General features: G+C 57.5%; 19 protein-coding genes and 1 tRNA gene. 8 read left to right on the forward strand and 12 right to left on the reverse strand.

The genetic code is table 11. The features are described from left to right. Positions 1-52: 52 nt before the first annotated feature. From PU624_RS18700 to hpxU, 5 genes are all read right to left on the reverse strand, one after another. Complete coding sequence (locus PU624_RS18700) at positions 53-784, reverse strand: amino acid ABC transporter ATP-binding protein (protein WP_283546166.1); 732 nt, start codon at positions 782-784, stop codon at positions 53-55. Further along, the gene (locus tag PU624_RS18705; RefSeq protein ID WP_033742952.1) at positions 765-1,421 is read right to left on the reverse strand and encodes an amino acid ABC transporter permease; all 657 of its coding nucleotides are present in this window, start codon (positions 1,419-1,421) and stop codon (positions 765-767) included. The genes PU624_RS18700 and PU624_RS18705 overlap by 20 nt, the downstream gene beginning before the upstream one ends. Beyond that, positions 1,421-2,089, reverse strand: coding sequence for an amino acid ABC transporter permease (locus PU624_RS18710; protein ID WP_283546167.1), 669 nt, complete (start codon positions 2,087-2,089; stop codon positions 1,421-1,423). The genes PU624_RS18705 and PU624_RS18710 overlap by 1 nt, the downstream gene beginning before the upstream one ends. Before the next feature lie 10 nt (positions 2,090-2,099). Then, positions 2,100-2,885 (reverse strand): transporter substrate-binding domain-containing protein, encoded by a 786-nt coding sequence (locus PU624_RS18715; RefSeq protein WP_283546168.1) that lies wholly within the window; start codon positions 2,883-2,885, stop codon positions 2,100-2,102. Between the two features lie 191 nt (positions 2,886-3,076). Then, a complete protein-coding gene (gene hpxU, locus PU624_RS18720; protein ID WP_283546169.1) occupies positions 3,077-3,916 on the reverse strand; it encodes a MurR/RpiR family transcriptional regulator HpxU in 840 nt (279 codons plus the stop codon). 138 nt (positions 3,917-4,054) lie between these two features. Between hpxU and PU624_RS18725 the strand changes: the two genes are divergently transcribed. Genes PU624_RS18725 through hpxZ form a run of 4 tightly spaced genes read left to right on the forward strand, consistent with a single transcriptional unit; the run spans position 4,055 to position 7,610 of the window. After that, entirely contained in the window at positions 4,055-5,641 is a 1,587-nt protein-coding gene (locus tag PU624_RS18725; protein WP_283546170.1) for a gamma-glutamyltransferase family protein, read from the forward strand. 12 nt (positions 5,642-5,653) lie between these two features. Further along, positions 5,654-5,836, forward strand: a complete 183-nt coding sequence (hpxX, locus tag PU624_RS18730) for an oxalurate catabolism protein HpxX (RefSeq protein ID WP_003852562.1) — start codon at positions 5,654-5,656, stop codon at positions 5,834-5,836. Continuing rightward, positions 5,833-7,230, forward strand: a complete 1,398-nt coding sequence (locus tag PU624_RS18735) for an AtzE family amidohydrolase (RefSeq protein WP_283546171.1) — start codon at positions 5,833-5,835, stop codon at positions 7,228-7,230. Before hpxX ends, PU624_RS18735 begins: the two co-directional genes overlap by 4 nt. Further along, positions 7,230-7,610 carry an oxalurate catabolism protein HpxZ gene (hpxZ, locus tag PU624_RS18740; protein ID WP_110331408.1) on the forward strand — a complete coding sequence of 127 codons (381 nt, stop codon included), beginning with the start codon at positions 7,230-7,232 and terminating at the stop codon, positions 7,608-7,610. The genes PU624_RS18735 and hpxZ overlap by 1 nt, the downstream gene beginning before the upstream one ends. A 50-nt stretch (positions 7,611-7,660) precedes the next feature. Here the strand turns inward: hpxZ and puuE are convergent, their stop codons facing one another. From puuE to PU624_RS18755, 3 genes are read right to left on the reverse strand one after another with little or no spacing between them, the layout of a single operon-like run. Next, entirely contained in the window at positions 7,661-8,614 is a 954-nt protein-coding gene (gene puuE / locus PU624_RS18745) for an allantoinase PuuE (protein ID WP_283546172.1), read from the reverse strand. Between the two features lie 34 nt (positions 8,615-8,648). Beyond that, complete coding sequence (gene hpxA / locus PU624_RS18750) at positions 8,649-9,380, reverse strand: allantoin racemase (RefSeq protein WP_283546173.1); 732 nt, start codon at positions 9,378-9,380, stop codon at positions 8,649-8,651. After that, the gene (locus PU624_RS18755; RefSeq protein ID WP_283546174.1) at positions 9,377-10,099 is read right to left on the reverse strand and encodes a GntR family transcriptional regulator; all 723 of its coding nucleotides are present in this window, start codon (positions 10,097-10,099) and stop codon (positions 9,377-9,379) included. Before PU624_RS18755 ends, hpxA begins: the two co-directional genes overlap by 4 nt. A gap of 143 nt (positions 10,100-10,242) precedes the next feature. On the opposite strand from PU624_RS18755, the gene PU624_RS18760 reads away from it, so the two are divergent. Continuing rightward, on the forward strand, positions 10,243-11,751 hold the full coding sequence (locus PU624_RS18760; RefSeq protein ID WP_283546175.1) for an NCS1 family nucleobase:cation symporter-1: 1,509 nt from the start codon (positions 10,243-10,245) through the stop codon (positions 11,749-11,751). Positions 11,752-11,800: 49 nt separating this feature from the next. Here PU624_RS18760 and PU624_RS18765 read toward each other — a convergent pair. Then, positions 11,801-11,877, reverse strand: a tRNA-Asp gene (locus tag PU624_RS18765). A 134-nt stretch (positions 11,878-12,011) separates the two neighbouring features. Further along, positions 12,012-12,743 (reverse strand): DNA polymerase III subunit epsilon, encoded by a 732-nt coding sequence (dnaQ, locus tag PU624_RS18770; RefSeq protein ID WP_283546176.1) that lies wholly within the window; start codon positions 12,741-12,743, stop codon positions 12,012-12,014. A 51-nt stretch (positions 12,744-12,794) separates the two neighbouring features. Between dnaQ and rnhA the strand changes: the two genes are divergently transcribed. Continuing rightward, entirely contained in the window at positions 12,795-13,262 is a 468-nt protein-coding gene (rnhA, locus tag PU624_RS18775) for a ribonuclease HI (RefSeq protein ID WP_013356869.1), read from the forward strand. Here rnhA and PU624_RS18780 read toward each other — a convergent pair. Next, positions 13,244-13,981: a class I SAM-dependent methyltransferase gene (locus PU624_RS18780; protein ID WP_283546177.1), complete on the reverse strand. Its 738-nt coding sequence runs from the start codon at positions 13,979-13,981 to the stop codon at positions 13,244-13,246. The genes rnhA and PU624_RS18780 overlap by 19 nt on opposite strands. A gap of 42 nt (positions 13,982-14,023) precedes the next feature. Here PU624_RS18780 and gloB point away from each other — a divergent pair, with 42 nt between their 5' ends. After that, a complete protein-coding gene (gene gloB / locus PU624_RS18785; RefSeq protein WP_283548028.1) occupies positions 14,024-14,779 on the forward strand; it encodes a hydroxyacylglutathione hydrolase in 756 nt (251 codons plus the stop codon). 71 nt (positions 14,780-14,850) lie between these two features. Further along, positions 14,851-16,227 (forward strand): murein transglycosylase D, encoded by a 1,377-nt coding sequence (gene mltD / locus PU624_RS18790; RefSeq protein WP_090963464.1) that lies wholly within the window; start codon positions 14,851-14,853, stop codon positions 16,225-16,227. Between the two features lie 108 nt (positions 16,228-16,335). Here mltD and PU624_RS18795 read toward each other — a convergent pair whose 3' ends face one another. Beyond that, positions 16,336-17,127 carry an endonuclease/exonuclease/phosphatase family protein gene (locus PU624_RS18795; RefSeq protein WP_283546178.1) on the reverse strand — a complete coding sequence of 264 codons (792 nt, stop codon included), beginning with the start codon at positions 17,125-17,127 and terminating at the stop codon, positions 16,336-16,338. Positions 17,128-17,245 lie beyond the last annotated feature (118 nt).

Below are 17,245 nucleotides of genomic sequence, written 5' to 3' on the forward strand. Positions count from 1 at the left end.
TTCCTTTTCTGATGCCTGACAGGCTATTTTATTTGCCTGTCAGACCAAGCGATTAGAGACGAACTGAAGAGATAAACTGCTTCAGCTCCGGCGTCTGCGGCTGGGCGAACAGCGTTTTACTGTCGCCCTGCTCCCAGACGCGCCCCTGATGCATAAAGACCACACGATCGCCCACGTCGCGGGCGAAGCTCATTTCATGGGTGACGAGGATCAGCGTCATTCCCTCTGCCGCCAGCTGCTCCAGAACTTTGAGCACTTCGCCCACCAGTTCAGGATCGAGCGCGGAGGTGATCTCATCACAGAGTAAAACTTTCGGCGTCATCGCCAGCGCACGGGCAATCGCCACCCGCTGCTGCTGACCGCCGGAGAGGCTGGCAGGATAGTAGTTAAGACGTTCGCCCAGTCCGACCTTCTCCAGCATCTGCGCGGCCAGCGCCCGGCACTCGTCTTCGCTTTTCTTCAGCACCCGGCGTGGCGCCAGCATGACGTTCTCCAGCGCCGTCATGTGCGGGAACAGGTTGAAGCTCTGAAACACCATCCCGACCGAGCGGCTGATTTCACGCGCCTGCGAATCGCGGTCGGTGATTGTCATTCCGCCGAGCTTGATGCTGCCCTCCTGATAGCCTTCCAGCCCGTTCATGCAGCGCAGCAGCGTGCTTTTGCCCGATCCGCTACGACCAATGATCGAGATCACCTCGCCCATGTCGATATCCAGATCCACGCCTTTCAACACATGGTTGTCGCCGTAATATTTTTGCACCTGATTAATGGTGATGAGCGGCATTGAATTTTTTCTCCAGATACTGGCTGTAGCGAGACAGCGGATAACACATCAGGAAGTAGCCCAGCGCTACCAGCCCAAAGACTTTAAATGGCTGATAGGTCACGTTGTTCAGAATGGTGCCGGCTTTCGTCAGCTCGATGAACCCGATAATCGACGCCAGCGCGGTGCCCTTGATCACCTGCACCGCGAATCCTACGGTCGGCGCGATACCGATGCGGATCGCCTGCGGTGCCACCACCCGCCACAGCGTCTGGCCAAAGGTCAGGCCGAGGCAGCGCGACGCTTCCCACTGCCCTTTCGGCAGGGCACGGATGCTGCCGTACCAGATGTCCACCAGAAAGGCGCTGGTGTAAAAAGTCAGCGCCAGTGAGGCCGCGGTCCAGGGCGCGACATCAATACCAAACAGGCCGACGCCGAAAAACGCCAGGAACAGCTGCATCAGCAGCGGCGTGCCCTGAAACAGCGCGGTGTAACCGCGTATCACGCGCGTCAGCCACTTACGTTGCAGCAGACGCAGAAACAGCAGCGGCAGCGTCACCAGCGTTCCGCCAGCAAAGGCCACCAGCGACAGTAACAGGGTCCAGCGCGCCGCCAGCAGCAGGTTGCGCAGGATGTCCCAGTCGGTAAAGGTCGTCATCATGATGCCTGCACTCCAAACCATTTACGGCCAATCGCCAGCAGCAGATGGCGCATCGCTATCGACAACGCCAGGTAGATCAGCGTGGTCACCAGATAGACCTCAAAACTTAAGAAGGTGCGCGACTGGATCAGGTTGGCGGCGAAGGTCAGCTCCTCATAGGAGACCTGCGACACCACCGACGACCCCAGCATGACGATGATGCACTGACTCACCAGCGCCGGATAAATGCGCTGCAGTGCGGGCGGCAGCACCACCCGCAGAAACGTCTGACTACGGGTTAATCCCAGCACACGTCCCGCTTCCCACTGCCCTTTCGGTGTCACCTGAATCCCGGCGCGGATAATCTCGGTGCTGTAGGCGCCGAGGTTGATCAGCATCGCCAGCAGCGCCGCCTCACCCGCAGTGAGTTTCATCCCCAGCGCAGGCAGACCGAAAACGATAAAGAACAGTTGCACCACAAACGGCGTATTGCGGATCAGCTCGACATAGATGCCCCACAGGCGGCTCATCCAGCTGGGTTTGCCGCTGCGCAGCGCCGCGCCCGCAATACCCAGCGCCACACCACCGGTGGTCGCCAGCACCGTCAGCTGGATGGTGACCCACAGGCCGGAGAGCAGCTCCGGCCAGTAGGGCCACAGGGCGGGAAAGTTAAGTTGCCCGGTCATGAATCCGTCCTCAGGCGCCGAGGTTGGCGGGCAGCGGCGCTTTCAGCCACTCTTCTGACAGTTTATTCAGGGTGCCATCTTTGATGCCCTGCTCAATCAGCTCATTCACTTTGGCTTTCAACGCTGGCTCATCTTTCTTCAGGCCGATAAAGCAGGGTGAATCTTTCAGCATGAACTGCGCGACGGGCGCTTTGGCCGGATTCTGGCGCGCAATGGCGGCGACGACCAGGTTACCGGTTGCGACATACTGCACCTGACCGGAGAGATACGCAGACAGTGTGGTGTTGTTGTCTTCATAGCGTTTCACCTGCGCATCTTTCGGGGCCACTTCGCTGAGCACCATGTCCTCTACCGCACCGCGCGTCACGCCAATCGACTTGCCGCTCAGGGCTGAGGCCGCTTTGATTTCATCGCCCTTCGGACCAAACACGCCCAGGAAGAACGGCGCATAGGCGCGGGTAAAGTCGATCACTTTCTCACGCTCGGCATTTTTACCCATGCTGGAGATGACCAGATCGACCTTGTCGGTTTGCAGATAAGGCACGCGGTTGGCACTGCTGACCGGCACCAGCTGCAACTTAAGTTTCATCTGTTTTGCCAGATACTTTGCCGTGTCGATGTCATACCCCTGCGGCTGCAGGTCCGTGCCGACCGAACCAAACGGCGGAAAATCCTGCGGCACGGCGACGCGGATGACGCCGCGTTTCTGGATGTCCTGCAGTTGATCGGCCAGCGCGCTTCCCGCTTGTGCCATCAGTAATGCCGCTGTCGCAACCGCCATTAAAACTTTTTTCATTATGCACCCCGGTGAGATTAACGTGAAACAAAAGATTCTTTGACATGCAATCTGCAACTAATGTGCCAATGCGGACGGCGACAGAAAAAGGGTTAAGCAGCAGAGAGTTCAGCAGAAATCGGGCGTAACCGGAGCGACTACGCCGTGAAGAGCGTGTTCTGAAATGGGGCAAAGCACCAAAACGGTGCCTGTTAACGGTGCTCCAGCTCGTCGAACTGCTGGTAAAGGTCGGCGATCTGATGAATACGCTGACGTCCCTGAGCCAGCATTTCATGCAGCAGGGCATTGGCAATCAGGTTAACCAGACTCATGGCCGCACTGTAACTGTCAAAGGCGGAGACGCTGTCCAGCGGCGTACAGAGCTGCCAGCGCGCCAGTGCAATCACCGTCTGCGCCTGCGGCTCACACAGCGCCAGCAGCGGGATACCGGCAGTCTGCAGCTGCTGCATCAGCGGACGAATGATGCGCGGACGACGACGAAACGCCATCACAATCACCATGTCGTCTGGCGTGATATCCACCAGCTCCTCAGCCAGCGTCTGGCCCGGCTGCGGCAGGATATGCACCTGCGAACGCGCCTGCACCAGCTGTTGCCGCAGATGGAGCGCCACCGGATAGGCGTTGCGCATGCCGATGATAAACACGCGCTTAGCCTGCGCCAGCTGCTGGATAACCTCACTAAAGTGCCGGGCATCCAGGCTGTTTACCCACTGCGTCAGGTTTGCCATCTCCTGCTTGTAGTGGCGCGCCAGCAGCGTATTGCCCTGCACCGCATCCCGGTTATCGGTCAGCGGCATGCCGCTCTGGCGCAGGATGCGTAACTCATCACGCATATCCTTGTACTTCTCGTAGCCCAGACGTTTAAACAGCCGACTGACCGTGGCTTTCGACACGCCACTGAGCCGCGCCAGCTCGGCGCTGTTGTAGCTGATCAGGTCATCGAAGTGGTCAAACACGAAGTCGGCAATGCGCTGCTCCTGCGGAGAGAGCTGGGGATAGTGACTTCTGAGTCGTTCATCAAGCTGTTTCATAAGGCGCCCTGTAACTTTTGTTTCAGCAGAAGCTAGCACAATTTACGCCAGGTTAACCGGCGCATTGTCATCGCAGGGTGAAAACTGGAACAGCTCTTGCTTTGTTATGGGTTCTGTCACCCGGATAACGAGAAAAAGATGATTCAAAGCAATATGGCCCCGCAGGGGATGGCGGTGACGCCACACCATCTGGCGAGTGAAAGCGCACTCGCCGTGCTGCGTGATGGCGGTAATGCCATTGAAGCGATGGTGGCCGCTGCCGCGACGATCGCCGTGGTTTACCCGCACATGAATGGACTGGGCGGCGATGGTTTCTGGCTGATTCTGCCGCCCGGCGGCGAGCCCGTCGCTATCGACGCCAGCGGCGCAGCCGGTTCGCTGGCGCACCGCGATTTCTACACCGATCACCCGAAGATCCCGCATCGTGGGCCGAAAGCAGCGTTAACCGTGGCCGGAACGGTCAGCGGCTGGCAGGAGGCCCTGACGCTCTCTGCGGAGATGGGCACCCCGCCGCTGCCGCTGGATCGCCTGCTGCGTGATGCGATTCGCTACGCCGCCGACGGCATTCCGGTAACCGCTTCACAGAGCGCCGCCACCGCGACGTTCCGCAGTGAACTGCAGCATCAGCCCGGCTTCAGCGCTAATTTTATGCCCGACGGCGATGTGCCGCAGCCGGGCAGCCGTTTTACCCAGCCCTCACTGGCGAACACCCTGAGTCAGCTCACCGAAGAGGGACTCGATAGCTTTTATCGCGGTGCGCTGGCTCACCATATGGCCGATGAGATGGCGACGCTCGGCATGCCGGTTACGCTGGCCGATCTGCAGCAGCATCGCGCCCGCCGCACGACGCCGCTGCATCTCTCCCACAGCGAAGGTGACATCTGGAATATCGCCCCGCCGACACAGGGCATGGTGTCGCTGGCGATCCTCGGCATCACCGATCGTCTGGAGATGGCGGAGGCTGACGACGCGCAGACGGTGCACCGCATCGTTGAAGCCACCAAGAAAGCCTTTGCCCTGCGCGACAAACACATCACCGATCCGCGTCACGTCACCGAAGATTTGCAGGCGCTGCTGGATAGCGATCACCTTGCCACGCTCGCCAGCCAGATCACCGACGGAGAAGCGGCAGCCTGGGGAAACGGACGCGGACCGGGCGATACGGTCTGGATGGGCGTGATGGACAGCAGCGGTCTGGCGGTCTCCTTTATTCAGAGCATCTACCACGAGTTTGGCAGCGGTGTGGTGCTGCCCGGCACGGGCATTACCTGGCAGAACCGGGGCGCGGCGTTCAGCCTCGACCCTGAACATCTGCTGGCGCTGGCGCCCGGCAAGCAGCCGTTTCATACCCTCAATCCCGCCGCCGCACGGCTGAAAGATGGCCGGACAATGGTGTATGGCGCGATGGGCGGCGATGGGCAGCCGCAGACCCAGGCCGCGATTTTTACCCGCCATGTCATTCAGGGCCTGCCGCTGCAACAGGCGGTCAGTGCGCCGCGCTGGCTACTGGGCCGGACCTGGGGGCAATTGTCAGACTCGCTGAAACTGGAAGGCCGCTTTGACGATGAAACGGTATTGATGCTGCGTCTGTGGGGCCATGAGGTGGAGCTGCTGCCGGACTTCAGCGAATCCGTGGGCCATGCGGGCGCGATTGTGCGTCACAGCAACGGCATGTTTGAGGGCGCAAGCGACCCGCGCAGTAACGGCAGCGCCGCCGGTTTTTAACAGGAGCGAATCATGAATCAACACGACTGGGCCAGTTACATCGGCCATATGGAGCAGATCCTGCAACTGGAACTGGATGACGCCCGCCGCGCTGAACTGCTGATCCAGCTGTCGCGCATCGCGGAGATGGCTGCGCCGCTGATGGCGTTTCCGCTGGATGACCGGCTGGAAGTGGCAGGAGTATACCAGGCATGAGATTAGGTGACGTTTCGATTCAGACCCTGCAACGGGCGATCCAGCAGGGTGAGATCAGCGCGCTGGAAGTGGCGAAAAGCACATTGCAGGCGGTTGAGCAGCATAATCCGGTGCTGAATGCCTGGACGGAAGTGACCGGGCCGCGCATGTTAAAAGAGGCCAGCGCGATTGATACGCAGCGGCAGCGTGGCGAAACCCTGCCACCGCTGGCGGGCATCCCGTATGCGGTGAAAAACCTGTTCGATGTGGCGGGTCACAGCACGCTGGCCGGTGCCAGCCTGTTCCGCGATCGCCCTGCGGCACAGGCAGATGCGTTTGCCGTCGGGAAACTGCGCCAGGCGGGTGCGCTGCTCTCGGGCATGCTGAACATGGATGCCTACGCCTACGGTTTTACCACTGAAAACAGCCACTATGGCGCGACGCACAATCCGCGCGATTTGAGCCGCGTGGCGGGCGGCTCGTCAGGGGGGTCGGCCGCCGCCGTGGCCGCCGGGCTGGTTCACTTTTCGCTGGGCACCGACACCAACGGTTCGATTCGGGTGCCCGCGTCGCTGTGCGGTATTTTTGGTCTCAAGCCGACCTTTGGCCGTCTGTCACGCAGCGGCAGCCATCCGTTTGTCGCCAGTCTTGACCACATCGGTCCGCTGGCACGGCGGGTTGAAGACCTGGCACTGGTGTATGACCTGTTGCAGGGCGCAGACCACGCCGATGCGTTTCAGGCTGACCGTCCGCCGGCCGCGACGCTGCCGGGGCTGTCACAGGGCCGCGAAGGATTACGCTGCGGCGTGCTGGGCGGCTTTTTTGCCCGCTGGTGTGATGAGGATGCCCGCGCTGCCGTCGCGGTGGTTGCGGCAGCGCTTGAGGCACAGGAAGAGGTGCTGATGCCGGAGGCGGAGCTGGCTCGCTCAGCTGCGTTTATCATGACCGCCGCTGAGGGCGGCAATCACTATCTGCCCGCTCTGCGTCAGATGCCGGAACAGTTTGAACCGAACTCCCGCGAGCGTCTGCTGGCCGGCGCCATGATGCCAGGTGCCTGGTATGTGCAGGCCCAGCGTTTCCGTCGCCATTTCCAGCAGCAGGTGTTACCGCTGTTTGATCGGTTCGATGTGCTGATCGCCCCGGCGACGCCCTGCAGCGCGATTACCATCGGCCAGCAAACCCTGACGATTCAGGGTGAATCGCTGCCCGCTAAAGCAAGTATGGGGATGCTGACGCAGCCAATCTCCTTCCTGGGATTGCCGGTCTGTACCGTGCCGCTGGCGACCCGAAGTGGCCTGCCGATTGGTTTACAGCTTATCGCCCGTCCGTTTAACGAAGAGGCGGTATTACGCGCCGCCTGGGCACTGGAACAACAGGGTATTACGATACCGCAAATGAATATGGCAGGAGCCTGATGAACAGAGAGATTAATTTACCGCAGGTGCTCAGCGAGGTGACGGCGCAGTTTTATCGCTACGAGCAGGCGCTGGTCAGCAATGACGTGGACGAACTGGATGCGCTGTTCTGGCACGATCCGCGAACCGTGCGCCTCGGCGCGGGTGAGAATCTGTATGGCATTGACGAGATTCGGGCCTTCCGTGCCGCGCGCCCTTCAGCCGGGCTGGACAGGACGCTGCGAAACACCGTGATTACGACTTTCGGTGAGGATTATGCGGTCTGCAGCACTGAATTTACCCGCACCGGCAGCGATAAGATTGGCCGTCAGCAGCAGACCTGGGTGCGAATGCCCCACGGCTGGTGCATCGTGGCGGCGCAGGTCAGTCTGATGAGCTGACGGCATCCGGCGCTTCGCCCGATCAACGTCAGGCAAGCGCCGGAACCGGCTTAAGGTGCCGGATGCGTTTTGATCCAGTGGTCAGCAATCTGCTGGCGGGTGCAGATCCAGACATCGTCGTGCTGCTGAATGTGGTCAAGGAAGTTCTGCAGCGCGCGGAATTTGCCAGGACGCCCCAGCAGGCGGCAATGCATACCGATCGACATCATCTTCGGCGCCGTTTCGCCCTCTTCATACAATACATCGAAGCTGTCGCGCAGATAGGTGAAGAACTGCTCGGCGGTGTTAAATCCCTGCGGCGAGGCGAAGCGCATGTCGTTGCACTCCAGGGTGTAAGGAATAATCAGGTGCGGCTTCACCGTGCCATCCTGACAGGTGACCTGGGTCCAGAACGGCAGATCGTCGCCGTAGTAGTCACTGTCGTAGCTGAAACCACCCTGCTCCACCACCAGCCGACGGGTGTTCGGGCTGTCGCGACCGGTGTACCAGCCGGTTGGTGCTTTACCAAACAGATCCACCAGCACATCAACCGCCTGCTGCATATGCTGACGTTCGGTTTTTGCATCCATGCCCTGATAGTGGATCCAGCGCCAGCCGTGGCTGACCACATCGTAATCCGCCTGTTTGATCGCCCCGACAATTTCCGGATGACGCGCCAGCGCCATCGCCACGCCAAACACGGTTAATGGCAGACCGCGTTTCTGAAATTCATTGTGAATGCGCCAGAATCCGGCGCGGGAGCCATATTCATACAGCGACTCCATCGACATGTGACGATCGGCATAGCTGGCTGCGCCGATGATGTCGGAGAGGAACTGCTCTGAGCCAGCATCGCCATGCAGCACGCTGTTTTCAGCGCCCTCTTCGTAATTCAGAACAAACTGCACCGCCACACGGGCGTTGTTGGGCCAGGCGGCGTGCGGCGGATTGGCGCCATAACCGATTAAATCGCGCGGGTAGTTTTTGTTAAAGCTGTACTCTTTCTTCTCTGCAGCGTCAGTCATCACTGGCTTCCTTTCTGGATTCGGGAAAGTTCCGTTAGTTTAGATGCTGAAACGCACCTGAGAGAGGTTTCTGCAAAGGCCAGGCCAGATCGCCATGTTTGCTGGTACCAAAGCCAAGCGCCACCAGCGACTCGACCATTTTTACTGCCGCACTGACGCCATCGATCACCGGCAGGCCCAGCTCCTGGGTCAGCGAGGCGGCCAGCGTCGCCATCCCGCCACAGCCCAGCACAATCGCCCCGCTGCCATCTTCCCGTTTCGCCTGAATGCAGCGCTGCCGCACTTTTTCCTGCGCCACGCCGCTGCCATCTTCCAGCGCCAGTACCGGCAGATCGATGGCGTGCAGCGCGGCACAGTGATGGGTAAAGCCATACTGCTGCAGCAGGTGACGTGCAATCACCAGGGTGCGCGGCAGCGTAGTGACAATGGAGAAACGCGTCGCCAGCATTGTGGCGGTATGCATCGCCGCTTCCGCAATGCCGATCACCGGTCCGCTGGCCAGCTCGCGAGCCGCCAGTAATCCCGGATCGCCAAAGCAGGCAATAACGTGCCCGCTGACGCCCTGCTCCCTGCCGAGCCTGATCTGTTCCAGCACGCCGATGGCGGCGATCGCCTCATCGAAGTGGCCTTCAATGGAGGGGACACCCTGCGACGGTGAAACCGCCAGAATTTCGGTACCCGGCGCGGCGACGGCACGCGCGGCCTGAGCGATGGTTTCGGTCATCGCCAGGCTGGTGTTGGGGTTAATGACCTGAATCAGACTCATGAGGCAGCTCCAGAGCCTGCGGCAAACAGTCGGGAAAAATCGGGCAGGGTTTCCCCGCTGCGCTCAAAGTGCAGGCTGGAGACGATGTGCTCAAAGTGATGCTGTAGCGCGTGGGTCAGCGGCTCCAGCGCACGTGCGCGCAGTAACGTCAGCAGATTCGTGTGATCGTCACAGCGGCAGCCGCGCTGCCAGGGCGCGCCATAGGCGGCAATCACCAGTGAGGAGCGCTGCGTCAGGCTGGTGACCATGCCGGTGAGGACCTGATTACCGGAGATCGCCTGTAGCTGAATATGAAACGCCGCTGAGAGACGGATCGCTGCCGGGCCATCATGATCGGCGTGCGCCTGGTTTTCCTGTGTGATGAGCTGCTCCAGCGCCACCAGATGGGGAGGCTGCAGATGCGCCAGTACTGCAGGCAGATTGGCGCACTCCATTAAACTGCGGGTTGAGAAGATGTCACGCGCCTCTTCAACGCCGGGTGTCGCCACCTGCGCACCACGTTTGGGCGTCAGGGTGACCATCTGCACCGCCGCGAGGCGCTGCAGCACTTTGCGGATGCCGGTGCGGCTCACCCCAAAGACCCCGGAAAGGGCCTCTTCCGGCAATTTACTGCCCGGCGGCAGCTGGTGCTCAACAATGGCGTTCATTAGCGCCTGGTAAATCCCTTCATCTTTGTCCTGCAGATGGGTGGCGTCTTGCTGGCCTGTTTTACTCGTCATTACCTGCTCCGGTCGCTCGCTGTGTGCCACATATCGTATACGTGAAAATAAAATATTGTATACAAGAAAACAGATCTGGCCTGAATCCTGCAATACCTCTTCCCAGATTATTCATTCCACTTTCGGTTAGAGGAGCAGGTTTCATGCCAAATCAATCAACGGTGGCCAGCACGGCCTCTGAAGCCAACGCCCGTTACAGCCCACGGCTCTGTAACGACGACCTGGCCCCGACTCGCGATCAGAACTGGTCGTGGTACAACATTTTCTCTTTCTGGATGTCCGATGTGCACAGTATGGGCGGCTATGTGGTGGCCGCCAGTTTCTTCACGCTGGGATTAGCCAGCTGGCAGGTGTTGCTTTGCCTGCTGGCCGGGATCTGCATCGTGCAGATCTGTGCGAATCTGGTGGCGAAACCGAGCCAGATGGCGGGTGTCCCTTATGCGGTGATCTGCCGTCAGGCGTTCGGCGTCTTTGGTGCCAATATCCCGGCGGTGATCCGCGGCCTGATCGCGTTCGCCTGGTATGGCATCCAGACTTATCTGGCGGCGAACGCCCTGATGCTGGTGCTGCTGAAGTTCGTGCCTTCGCTGACGTCGATGACCGTGCCGCACTGGCTGGGCCTGTCGCTGCTGGGCTGGTGCTGTTTCGGCATTATGTGGGTGCTGCAGGCGATGGTGTTCTGGCACGGCATGAACGCCATTAAACGGTTTATCGATGTCGCAGGACCGGCGGTCTATGTGGTGATGGTGGCGCTGGCGGGCTGGATTGTATACAAGACTGGCTTTGACGGGATCTCCTTTACCCTCGCCAGCAAATCGCTGACCGCAGGCGAGCAGACATGGCAGATGATTACGGCGACCGCGCTGGTGGTTTCTTACTTCTCCGGGCCGCTGCTGAACTTCGGTGACTTTTCACGCTACGGCAAAAACATGTCCGAGATCCGTCGCGGCAACCGCTGGGGCCTGCCGTTTAACTTCCTGCTGTTTTCGGTAGTGACCGTGGTCATCGTGTCAGGCACGCAGTCGCTGTTTGGCAAAATGATTACCGATCCTATCGAAACCGTGAGCATGGTCGGCAACGATCTGGCCGTCGCGATTGGTCTGCTGACCATGATTACCGCCACTATCGGCATCAATATCGTGGCGAACTTCGTCTCACCGGCTTTTGACTTCTCGAACTGTTCCCCGCAGAAAATCAGTTTCCGCACCGGCGGAATGATCGCTGCCGTTGGTTCAGTGCTGTTAACACCGTGGAACCTGTTCCAGTCGCCCGAACTGATTCACTACACCCTGGATGTGCTGGGATCGTTTATCGGGCCGCTATTCGGGATTCTGCTGACCGATTTCTATCTGATTAAACGTGGACGCATTTCGGTCGACGATCTGTTCAACGACACGCCATCAGGCCGTTACTGGTATCGCGGGGGCTTTAACCCGAAAGCGATTGGCGCGCTGCTGCCGTCGGTGGCGATCTGTCTGGTGATTAGCTTTATCCCTTCCCTGCATCAGGTGGCGAACTTCAGCTGGTTTATTGGTGCAGGTCTGGCGGCGGGCTGCTATCGCTTAATCGCCCGTGAAGATCGTGAGGCGGAGGAAGTGACCCACTCGCATGGCGAGGTGATGGCGCAGAAGAATCAAGCCGTCGCTGAATAGCAGACAGCAAAAAGCCGATTCATTTCTGAATCGGCTTTTTTAAAGAGATTGGCGGAACGGACGGGGCTCGAACCCGCGACCCCCTGCGTGACAGGCAGGTATTCTAACCAACTGAACTACCGCTCCGCGCTTTGTTCCCCGTCGGGAACGAGGCGCATAGTAATGGCAGGCCGTTACCGCGTCAACGCTTTTTCCAGGGAATTCATTCGTTTGCTGTTTTTTTCAGCTTGCCGTTGATTTTATCCACAAAAACAGACCATTCAGCCACGCCACAGGCAGCTGCCACCCTTTTTCATCACCAGATCCAGACGGGACTCATGAGCAACCACTTCTTCTTCACTGGCCGTGACCACGCGCAGTGCAGACGTGGGACGCACGATGCGCTGAATGCTCTCACCCTGGGCCTGACGGGCGCTTTCACTTTCCGATAAGAAGGAGAGTGACGTCTGACCGCCGGTCATGGTCAGGAAGACTTCAGCCAGAATCTCGGCATCGAGCAGTGCGCCGTGCAGGGTTCGTTTGGTGTTGTCTATTTCGTAACGCGAGCAGAGTGCATCCAGGCTGTTGCGCTTGCCGGGAAACATACGACGTGCCAGCGCCAGGCTGTCGGTAATTTTGCAGAAGGTTTCGGTTTTCTCAATGCCGCGGTTCAGCTTTGAAAACTCGTAGTCCATAAAGCCAATATCAAACGGCGCGTTATGGATGACTAATTCCGCACCGCGAATGTAGTCGAGAAACTCATCGGCGATTTCGCTGAAGGCGGGCTTGTCGGCCAGGAACTCATCGGCAATGCCGTGGACGCCAAAGGCTTCGGGGTCGACCAGCCGATCGGGCTTGAGATACATATGGAAATTGTTACCGGTCAGGCGACGGTTAATCACCTCCACCGCACCAATCTCAATGATGCGGTGCCCCTCATAATGTACCCCGATCATGTTCATGCCGGTGGTTTCAGTATCGAGAACGATCTGGCGGTTATTTGCAGTGCTCATAAGACCCGTTTTATGTCAGACTTGACGTTTTTGAGAGGAAGTCTACCAGAGATGCGCAAACAGGTAGAAATATTCACCGATGGATCCTGTCTTGGAAATCCCGGTCCCGGCGGTTATGGGGCGATTTTACGCTACGGTCAGCATGAGAAAACCTTCAGCGCGGGCTATTACCTTACCACCAATAACCGGATGGAGCTGATGGCGGCGATTGTCTCGCTTGAAGCGCTGACCCAGCCGTGCGATGTGGTGCTGAGCACCGACAGTCAGTATGTGCGCCAGGGGATCACCAGCTGGATCCATAACTGGAAAAAGCGTGGCTGGAAAACCGCTGATAAAAAACCGGTGAAGAATGTCGATCTCTGGCAGCGTCTCGACTTAGCACTCAGCACCCACAAAATTCAGTGGGAGTGGGTGAAAGGGCATGCCGGACATCCGGAGAATGAACGCTGCGACGTGCTGGCCCGCAGCGCGGCAGAAAATCCTGCTTTTGAGGATATCGGCTATAAAGCCGAGTCCTGATCCTTTGCTTTCCGGAACTGACGCGTGGCATTGACCGTCTGCCGGATCTTACTGGTACTCAAGCTTTTCTTTGCCCGGGTCGGCAGCAGCGGGAAGGTGCGTTTACGCGCTACCACAATATTCAGACAGCCCAGCGCCGGCAAGTGGGCGCTGATCAGTTTCCCGCCCTGCCGGTGCCACGGCAGCACCTGAAATCGGGTGCGATAGACCACTTCATAATTCAGCAGTCCCAGCCAGTCGAGCAACCGCATCTGACTGAACATTCTTCCGCTCCACGGCGCTTTGCGGGTTAATCCCGGCACAATTTTACTGACGCCAAGCAGACTGAAGGGATTGAAGCCGCTGATGATCATCCAGCCATCGTCAATTAACACCCTGTCCACTTCGCGCAATACACGGTGAGGATCCTGGCTCCAGGCGAGCGTATGGGCCAGCAGGCAGGCATCAATCGACTTCGACTCAAACGGCAATTGCATCGGGTCAGCCTGCACCTGTAACAGCTCACCCTGGCTGCCCACATTAACCTGATGTGAAATAGAACAGTTTTCAGTGTTGATTTCTGCGCTGAGGTTGCCAAGCTTAAGCATATGAAAGCCATAAAGCTTTCCGAGGTAAGGCTGAAGCTGCTGCGTCAGTGCGTCGCGGAAATAATCTCCCCACGGCATATCGTGCCAGGACAGCGGTGCGTTCAGAATCTTGCGTGTTTTCGCGGGCTTCATGCTTTACGCTCTTCCTTTTACAACGACCTGCGAGAGGTGATGATGAATCTTACCAGTATTCCTGCGTTGCAGGACAACTACATCTGGACGCTGAACGATGATGAAGGGAAATGCCTGATTGTCGATCCTGGCGAAGCCCAACCGGTGTTAGAAAAAATGGCATCTAACGGCTGGGAGCCGGTCGCGATTCTGCTGACTCACCACCATAACGACCACACCGGCGGCGTGAAAACGCTGTGTGAGCATTTCCCGCAACTGGCGGTCTACGGCCCTCAGGAAACCGAGACCAAAGGGGCCAGAACGGTCGTCAGCGAAGGCGATAACGTCACGGTTCTGGGCCTGACTTTCGAGGTGATCCACACCCCTGGTCACACTTTAGGACATATCTCATATTACAGTGCGCCTTATCTTTTCTGCGGCGACACCCTCTTTTCGGGGGGTTGCGGACGTCTTTTTGAAGGCACCGCAGAGCAGATGTATGATTCCTTTCAAAAGCTTAATCAGCTTCCAGGAGAAACCTTAGTCTGCTGCGCGCATGAATATACTTTATCCAATCTGAAGTTTGCTGCGGCTATTCTGCCCCACGACCCTCAAATAATGGCCGAATATCAGAAAATTAAGGACTTACGCGCTGAAAATGGCATTAGTCTGCCTACAAAACTGGCGCACGAACGGTCAATTAATTTATTTCTGCGTTCGCAAGACATTGATTTGCAACGGGCTTTAAACGTTAATGTTTCTGATGAACCGGTATGGCATACATTTGCCGTTCTACGCGAGAAGAAAGACGCTTTTTGATTTTTCGGGTTGTGTTGTCAAAAGTCGTCAAGTATAGTTGCTCGTCTTTTAAGCGAACTATTGACACACATATGAAGGCTAAAGCGATATTACTCGCCTCAGTCTTGCTGGTGGGATGTCAGGCGTCCAGGAACGATGCCAATATTCCGGTACAGCATGCACAGAGTCTGTCTTCAGCTGGTCAAGGTGAAAATGAAAAGTACGGAGACGAGTTTTTGTCGCCGCGTTGGCAGGAAGATGGAACTGGCCTCGCAGCAGACGCAGATCTCTGGAGTTTCATTAGTGACGAGTTGAAGATGGGGATTCCGGAAAACCCGGCAATCCGCGAACAAAAAAGTAAATTTCTAAAAAATAAGAGCTATCTCCACGATGTAACATTACGGGCAGAGCCGTACATGTACTGGATAGTCGAGCAGATACAGAAACGTAAAATGCCGATGGAACTGGTACTGCTACCCATAGTGGAGAGCGCTTTTGACCCCCATGCAACCTCATCCGCCAATGCCGCAGGTATCTGGCAGATCGTTGCGGCTACGGGTCGAAACTATGGTTTGAAACAAAACCAGTATTACGATGGGCGACGTGATGTGGTCGCATCCACGAAAGTTGCGCTGGACATGATGCAGCGTCTTAACACCATGTTTGACGGAGACTGGTTATTAACCATCGCCGCATACAACAGTGGTGAAGGACGTGTGCTCAAAGCGATTAAGCAGAACAAGGCGCGCGGTAAGCCGACTGACTTCTGGCATTTATCGCTGCCACGTGAAACGACCGTGTATGTCCCTAAAATGTTAGCTCTGAGTGAACTGCTCAAAAATAACAAGCGTTACGGTATCAAACTGCCGACACCTAATGAAAGTCGTGCTCTGGCACGAGTGGAAGTGGGTCAGCAGATACAGCTGACGCAGGCTGCCGAAATGGCGGGTATGTCGCTCACGAAACTGAAGAGCTTCAATACCGGCTACAAAGGCGGTGCAACAGCGCCAAACGGCCCGCACTACATTATGGTGCCGAAGTCGAACGTCGCGAAACTGCGTAACTCACTGGCTTCCGGTGACATCGCAGCGGTACAGCCTACGCAGCTTGCGAAAGCCAGCGCGAGTGGCGGGTACAAAGTGCGACGTGGTGATACGCTCTCTGGTATCGCCTCTAAACTTGGCGTTAGCGTCTCGACACTGAGGCAGGAAAACAACCTGCGCGGTGCTGATATCCGACCGGGTCAGACTCTGACCATCGGTTCGAATGGCACCCGACTGGCTGATAACGGCAACAGCATCACCTACCGTGTTCGTAAGGGTGATTCTCTTGACAGTATTGCCCGTCATCACGGCGTCAATATTAAAGACGTGATGCGCTGGAACAGTGTGCTGGACAGTGCGAAAGATATTCAACCCGGCGATAACTTAACGCTGTTTGTGAATAATAACGCAACACCTGATACCTGATACGTTGAAAAGGCTGACAATTGTCAGCCTTTTTCTTTTATTCATCTGCCCCGATTTACTCATCACCCTGCCCGCCTCTTCTTCTGCAGGCACATTCAATACGCCGGACTAGCTTCCTGAACTGAACTCCACCAGTAAAGGGTTGTGATCGGATGCGCGCGTGACCAGTACGGATGCCTCACTCACTCTGAGATCGCGATAAAAGACGAAGTCCAGCGGGCGGCCAAACGCTTTGCGACGGTGGTCGGCAGTGAACATCACCTCTTCCAGCTTCATGCGCTGTGCAAACCGGTAGAGCGCATTAATGCGCTGACGGCTCCAGGCATTGAAATCCCCGGCCATAATCACTGGCCCCTGGTGATGCATGATCTGCTCGCCGATTGGCCCCAGCTGTCTACTGTAGACGTCGACACCCAGACTGAAATTAACCGCATGGATGTTGACGACCATCAGCATTTCACCGGCCGGCAGAGGATAGGCCGTGACCAGCGCCGATTTAGAGAGCCTCAGTAGTGGCTCACGCTCCCGCAACGGGCAACAATAGACCGGGTGTGCAGAGGCGAGCGTCATCACCCCAGAGGGATGCTGAGGCAGCACAAAGGCAGGTACCTGATCGGCAGCCAGATAGTTACTGGTGGCAAACTCCACCAGTTCGGGCGTGGTCTGCGCTTCCTGCAGCAATACCAGGTGCGCATCCTTGCCAAATCCTTCCAGTACCGACATCCAGTCTGCGCGTTGCTGTTTGAAGATGTTCCATACCAGAACTTTAAGGTTTGGATGCGCAGGCAATGGCGCGCCGGGAGGCAGTGCCTGACCGAGATGGAGCATCGCGCCAGGTGGAAAGATCTGTTCCACTGGTTGTCCTGCTACATATCGCATTGCATAAGTTTTTTTGCGCACTTTCCCGCCTGGCTGATGATTCAAAAAAATACAGTTAACACCTGTCTGTTATAGGGATTCTAGACCGGGGTTTCAATGGATGCAGGTGAATGTCAGAATTCATCGCGCTTTTGCAGCA

Origin of the sequence: Pantoea sp. Lij88, from assembly GCF_030062155.1 — a bacterium.
Classification (GTDB): domain Bacteria; phylum Pseudomonadota; class Gammaproteobacteria; order Enterobacterales; family Enterobacteriaceae; genus Pantoea.